General features: G+C 76.9%; 5 protein-coding genes. All 5 read right to left on the bottom strand.

Going from position 1 to position 6417, the window contains the following annotated elements; all coding sequences use genetic code 11:
- Positions 1-143: 143 nt before the first annotated feature.
- The gene (gene moeZ, locus ACFWWQ_RS29150) at positions 144-1322 is read right to left on the bottom strand and encodes an adenylyltransferase/sulfurtransferase MoeZ (protein ID WP_384602206.1); all 1179 of its coding nucleotides are present in this window, start codon (positions 1320-1322) and stop codon (positions 144-146) included.
- A 34-nt stretch (positions 1323-1356) separates the two neighbouring features.
- A complete protein-coding gene (locus ACFWWQ_RS29145; RefSeq protein WP_384602204.1) occupies positions 1357-1959 on the bottom strand; it encodes a hypothetical protein in 603 nt (200 codons plus the stop codon).
- Positions 1947-2897 (bottom strand): NAD(P)-dependent oxidoreductase, encoded by a 951-nt coding sequence (locus ACFWWQ_RS29140; RefSeq protein ID WP_143943821.1) that lies wholly within the window; start codon positions 2895-2897, stop codon positions 1947-1949. The genes ACFWWQ_RS29145 and ACFWWQ_RS29140 overlap by 13 nt, the downstream gene beginning before the upstream one ends.
- A gap of 207 nt (positions 2898-3104) precedes the next feature.
- Positions 3105-4181 carry a hypothetical protein gene (locus ACFWWQ_RS29135; protein WP_384602202.1) on the bottom strand — a complete coding sequence of 359 codons (1077 nt, stop codon included), beginning with the start codon at positions 4179-4181 and terminating at the stop codon, positions 3105-3107.
- A 434-nt stretch (positions 4182-4615) separates the two neighbouring features.
- Positions 4616-6280: a glycosyltransferase gene (locus ACFWWQ_RS29130; protein ID WP_384602200.1), complete on the bottom strand. Its 1665-nt coding sequence runs from the start codon at positions 6278-6280 to the stop codon at positions 4616-4618.
- Positions 6281-6417 lie beyond the last annotated feature (137 nt).

The raw sequence follows: 6417 nt of genomic DNA, 5'->3' as shown, positions 1-6417 counted from the left end.
TCGTGTTTGTGTCGTTGAGTCTCGCGCCGCCCCGCCCGCCCCGCCCCCCCCCGCCCGCCCCCGCCCCCCCCCCCCCCCCCCCCCCCCCGCCCCCCCCCATTCGGTGCACGGGGCGGGGGCGTGAACGGCCCCCGGTGGCGCGGTCAGTAGACGGGCTTCTCCGGCTCGATCTGGTGGACCCAGCCGATGACGCCGCCGCCGACGTGGACCGCGTCGGCGAATCCGGCGGACTTGAGGACGGCGAGGACCTCGGCGGAGCGGACGCCGGTCTTGCAGTGCAGGACGATCTTCTTGTCCTGCGGGAGGTCCTGGAGGGCCTCGCCCATCAGGAACTCGTTCTTCGGGATCAGCTTGGCGCCGGGGATCGAGACGATCTCGTACTCGTTCGGCTCGCGGACGTCGATGATCTCGATCTGCTCGTCGGCGTCGATCCACTCCTTGAGCTGCTTGGGCGTGATCGTCGCGCCCATCGCCGCTTCCTGGGCCTCCTCGGAGACGACGCCGCAGAAGGCTTCGTAGTCGATCAGCTCGGTGACGGTGGGGTTCTCGCCGCAGACCGCGCAGTCGGGGTCCTTGCGGACCTTGACCTGGCGGTACGTCATCTCCAGCGCGTCGTAGATCATCAGGCGGCCGACGAGCGGGTCGCCGATCCCGGCGAGGACCTTGATCGCCTCGTTGACCTGGATGGAGCCGATGGACGCGCAGAGCACACCGAGGACGCCGCCCTCGGCGCAGGAGGGCACCATGCCGGGGGGCGGGGGCTCCGGGTAGAGGCAGCGGTAGCAGGGGCCGTGCTCGCTCCAGAAGACGGACGCCTGGCCGTCGAAGCGGTAGATGGAGCCCCAGACGTACGGCTTGTTCAGCAGCACGCAGGCGTCGTTGACGAGATAGCGGGTGGCGAAGTTGTCCGTGCCGTCCACGATCAGGTCGTACTGGCTGAAGATGTCCTTCACGTTCTCGGCTTCGAGCCGCTCTTCGTGGAGGATCACGTTCACGTACGGGTTGATGCCGAGCACCGAGTCCTTGGCGGACGCAGCCTTGGAGCGGCCGATGTCCGACTGGCTGTGGATGATCTGGCGCTGCAGGTTCGACTCGTCGACCTCGTCGAACTCCACGATGCCCAGGGTGCCCACACCGGCCGCGGCCAGGTACATCAGGGCGGGCGAACCCAGGCCGCCGGCGCCTACGCACAGCACCTTGGCGTTCTTCAGCCGCTTCTGCCCGTCCATCCCCACGTCGGGGATGATCAGGTGGCGGGAGTACCTGCGGACCTCGTCGACGGTGAGCTCCGAAGCGGGCTCGACCAGGGGTGGCAGCGACACGGAAGACCTCAACAAGGGGGTTGGTCGGTGTGGGTCAGTACGGTTGTTCTGTCCGTAACACTGCCACGCCCGTCTTCATTCCAAGACACCCGGTCCGATGCGCGAGACGAAATCGTCCCAGTAGCCGGGCAGGGTCCCGGGCGCCGTCCGCGAGGCCGCGCAGCGCGGCGGCGGTGCGGCGGGTGGCGGGCAGCGCGTCCCGCCCGGCGGGGGCGCGGCCCAGCAGGAAACCGTCGGCCTTGTACCGCTCCAGGAAGCGGTGGGCGTCGGCGATCAGCTCACCGAAGGGCCGGGCGCCGTACCCCAGATCGAGATGTCCCAACAGGCGGACACCCGTCTCACGCGGCCGGGCCGCGGCGGGCGGACAGCGCGCGTCGGGGCGGTCGCCGGGGCCCGCGGCGACGTCGAGGACCGCCCAGTGGACCGGGGCGACCGGGGCGACCGGGGCGTAGCCGGGCACCGGCCCCGCCACGCCCCGGAGGGCCTCCCCGGGAGCGACGAACCCCCGGGAGCCCCGCAGCAGTTCGGCCCACTCGGTGGGCGCGAGCAGCGAATGGGCGATGCCCGGGGAGCCGGCCCCGAAGGGTCCGGCGCCGGTGGAGGTGCGGGTCGTGCCCGCGGCGGTCAGATGCGGCATGCGGCCTCCATCCAGATGTCGGCGAGGGATTCCTCCAGTCCGATCCGCGGCCGCCAGCCGAGCCGGTCGCGCGCGGTGCGCACATCGGCCTGCTGCCAGGTGCCGCAGCCGTCCGGGTAGGGGTACGTGGGCGGCGCGGCGCCGTGTTCCGGCGACGGGCCCGGGATGATCAACCGGGCGGGCGGCGAGTCCAGTTCGTGCAGGGCGCCGCCGAATCCGGCGACCCGGGCGAGGACGGACGCGGCCTCCCGCAGCCGCACCGCGCGCCCGGTGCCGATGTTGACGACGCCCTGCGCGGCGGAGAGCGATGCGGCGTGCACGGCGCGCGCCACATCGCGGACGTCGACGAAGTCCCGCTGGACGCCGAGGCCGCCCAGCTTCAGTTCGCCGTCGCCGGACTGCATGGCGCGGCGCATCGCCTCGGCGAGCCGCCCGAGCGGGGATCCGGCGGGGGTGCCCGGCCCGACGGGTGAGAAGACCCGCAGCACGACCGCGTCGAGGCCGGAGCCGAGGACGAGTTCGGTGGCGGCGAGCTTGCTGACGCCGTAGGGGCCGCCGGGGCGGGGCACGGCGTCCTCGGCGGTGGACGAGCCGGGCTGCGAGGGGCCGTATTCGGAGGCGCAGCCGAGGTGGACGAGGCGGGCGCCGCAGCCGCTGCGGCGCAGCGCCTCGCAGATGGTGGCGACGGCGACGGTGTTGTGGCGGGTGAGGTCGCGGGCGCCGCCGCGGGTGGCGCCGGAGCAGTTGACGACGACGCCGGGGTGGACGGCGTCGAGGAAACGGGTGAGCGCGCCGGGGCTGCCGGTGGCGAGGTCGAAGCGGACATCGGCGTCGTCGCCGCGGCCCAGCACGGTCAGCTGGACGGCGGGGTCGGCGAGCAGGCGGTCGGCGACGTAACGGCCGAGGTAGCCGTTGGCGCCGATGAGCAGAACCCTCATCGGGCGACCCCCTGGTGCTCATGGCGTGCGGTCGGGTGGACGTTCATTGTCGTGCTCCTCGTGGGACGGGGCGGTGGTGGTGGTTAGGCCGCGGCGGGCGGCCGCCGCGGGACGGCGGCCCGGAGGGGGTCGTGGTCCGCGCCGATCGCACGGGTGGGGCCCGTGGGGCGTCGGTGCCCGGGGCCGGCGGGAGGGCTATTCGCCGGATCATGGCCGGGCCGCCTCCGGCTCCTCGGGGGCGGGGTGGGCCCGGGCGCCGGTGAGGGTGCGCAGGGCATGGCCCAGGAGGACGAGGGCGGCGGTGGCGCAGGCGACGGCCGGTACGGCGGCGGGGCCCGCGGCGGCGGTGAGCGCGTCCACCGGCCGGGCGAGCGCCCCCGCGCCGGGCAGCCGGGCGATGAGCACCAGGGCCAGGGCGACGGCTTCGAGGGCCGCAGCCGCCGCGGGCCCGGCGACCGCGGCGGCGGGGAAGCCGTGGACGGCCAGCAGCCGGGCGAGGAAGAGCAGCGTGCCCAGGGCGGTGGTGGCGACGAGGGCGGCGGGCGGGCCGGCGGGGCCGCCGGTGAGATGGCGGGCGCCGAACAGCAGGGCGAGCTGCGCGGCGGCGTACAGCAGGGTGGCGCCGAGCAGCAACGGGCGGACCCGGGAGGCGAGTTCACTCAGTCCACGGCTGATGGCGAGACCACGCCGGGCGCGCCGCGCGAACCAGCGGGCGAGCGCCGCGGCGGGCGCGACGGCGCAGGTCAGGGCGAGCGCGGTGGCGGCATCGGGGTGCGGCCACGACAGCGGGAGGCCGGGCCCGCCGGAGAGGAGTGCGGTCAGCGGCGCATCGCCGAGGAGGGCATGGCCGACGGCCCAGACGACGGCGAGGACGGCGGTCGCGGACGGGCGCCCGGCCCAGCGGACGCGCAGCGGACCGGCGCGCAGACACAGCCGGAGCGCGAGCAGGACGAGGACGGTGCCCACGGCGGCGGTGGCGGGCCGGGCGAGAGGGTGCCCCAGGTGGACGGCGGCGAGCGCCGCGAGGGTGGCCCCGCAGAGCGCCCCCGGCAGCAGCTGGAGCAGGGCCCGCACGGCCGCCCCGTGCCGGACGGGCTCCCGGGGCGGCGCGGTGGCGGCGCGGGCGCGGGGCACCCGCGCGTACAGCTCCTCGGCGAGCGAGAAGACGTCACGGTGCCGGAAGCGGGCGGCGGTGCGGTCGGTGACCCCGTGCGCCTCCAGCCCGGCGGCGATCTCCAACGGGTCGACGGCGTGCGCGCAGAGGCGGCGGTGACGGTGGATCAAGGTGCGTACGGGGTCGGCGTGGTGGGCGGGAGGCGCTTCCGGGGGCGGATGTCCGGCGGCCGACGCCTCCCGTGGCGGGTGCGCCGCGGGTGTCGCGTCCGGGGGCGGGCGCCCCGCAGGGGTCGCGTCCCGGGGCGGGTGTACAACGGGGACCTCATCCCAGGAGAGGTGCCCCGCGGGCGTCGCGTCCCGGGGCGACCGCCCGGGGACGGACGCGTCCCAAGGCAGGTGCCCGGCGGGCGTCGCGTCCCGGGTCGCGCGCCACCCGGTGGACAGCGGTCCTGCGGGCGTCGCCTCCCGGGTCGGGCGGCCCGCGCCGAGGGGGCGTCGGGTGGCGTGCCACGTGGTCGCAGAGCGCCGGGCCGGGCGGCCCGGGGCAGCCGGGCGCCCGGGGGCGGGGGAGGGCTCGCGGTCCGGGGAGTCCGTGCTCGGGGTCATCGCGCCTCTCCTCTCGTGGCCGCCGGGCGGCGGCGCGGCCCGGGTGCGGCCCAGCTCGGGGTGCGGTCGGCCGGGGGCGTACGGGGGACGGCGGCGCCGCGGCGCCCGGGGAGGTGGGTCTCGGCGGGGCGGGCGAAGGGGTGCGGGGTGCCGGGGGCGGGGTCCGGGTGGGCGTGGGCGAGGAGTTCGAGGTAGATGCCGCGGAAGGCGGCGAGGTGGCGGTCGACGGTGAAGAGTTCCAGGGCCCGGGCGCGAGCGGCGGCGCCGAGGCGGGCGCGGCGGGCCGGGTCGGTGAGCAGGGCGAGGCAGGCGTCGGCGAGGGCGCGGGGGTCACCGGCGGGGACGACCAGGCCGGTGCCGCCGATGACCTCGCAGACCGCCCCCGCGTCGGTGGAGACGGTGGCCCGGCCGCTGAACATCGCCTCCACCAGGGTGTGCGGGAACCCCTCGTCGACGCCGGAGAGCACCACGACAGCGGCGGTGGCGTAGGCATCGGCGACGGCGGTCGCCCCGGGGGCGGCCGGTTCCTCGAAGCGGACCGGGCCCGGGGCCCCACGGAAGAGCCGGTCGGCGAGGGCCCGGCAGTGGGCGAGGTAGGCGGCGGCGTCGGGGGCGTCGCCGGGCCCGCCGACGATCCGCAGGGTGGCGTCGGGCACGGCGGTCCGGACGTGGGCGAAGGCGCGCAGCAGTCCGGCGAGGTCCTTGGCCGGCTCGACGGGACCGGCCCACACCAGGGTGGTGGCGTCGTCGGCCATGGCGTCGGGCGCCCGGAGGAACGGCCCGGCGGGCACGCCCGGGTGGACGGTGCGCAGCCGCTGCGGCGCCGCGCCGCACCGCTCCTGCCAGCGGCGGGCATGGGCGGTGCCGGGGGTGATGAGCGTCGCGCGGGCGTACGTCTCGGCGGCGAGGGCCCGTTGGAAGGCAGCGAGGAGGGCGCGGGCCGGGGCGTTCAGCGGGGTGGTGGCGCGGTCGAGGTAGTGCGCGCGCAGCCCGGGGCCGTCCTCGGCGACCAGGAGCGGGGTGCCGAAGAAGCGTTTGGCCAGCAGCCCGGCGAGGGCGGCCGGACCGGCGGCCGTGGCGTGGCAGAGGTCGACGGTGTCGAGGCCCGGGACGCCGTCCCCGTACCAGTCGAGGGAGAGCGGGCGCAGCGCCTCGTCGAGGTGGGTGGTGACCGCGAGGAGGTCGGGGACCTGGGCGGCGTGCGCGGCGGGGAGTGCGCCGGGGGCGCGGCAGGCGCGCTCCAGCAGGCGCAGGGCGGCCTCGGAGCGGAGCAGGGCGGGCAGGTCGGCGTGGTCGCGGGCGAGGTCGGCGAGGCCGTGGAGACCGGCGGCGAAACGGTCCGCCTGGGTGGCGGTGCGGACGGGTTGGGCGGTGAGCGCGGCGGCGAGGTCGGCGAAGTGGCGGGCGAAGCGGCGGCGGGCGGCGCGGTCCGGGGTGCGGCCCCGGCCGTCCGGGCGGCGGGCCGCCGGGCCGGGCACGGGACCGGTACGGCGCGCCCCGTCGGCGTACGACGGGTCCGTGGGGCGGGCAGCGGGCGGTGCGGGGAGGGCGAACTCGGTGAACTCGTGGCCGGGCAGCCCCTGGACGAGCCGGTCGTACCAGCGCCGGGCGCCACACGGCGCGCCGAGGTGGGCACCGTCGGTGAGCAGTCCGATGCGCACGTGTCCACTCCCGTTCTGCGGTCTCGGCGTGTGTCGGCATCCGGCGGTACGGTCCGGGCCGCCGGTTGCGGAACGACGCTACGCAAAAGGCCCGGTGGCGGGGGGGGGGGGGGTGGAGGCGGAGCACCACGCCCGGG

Source organism: Streptomyces sp. NPDC059080 (assembly GCF_042739975.1).
Taxonomy (GTDB): domain Bacteria; phylum Actinomycetota; class Actinomycetes; order Streptomycetales; family Streptomycetaceae; genus Streptomyces; species Streptomyces benahoarensis.
Note: the sequence above shows the minus strand (reverse complement) of the source record. Positions and strands in the feature narration are given on the sequence as shown.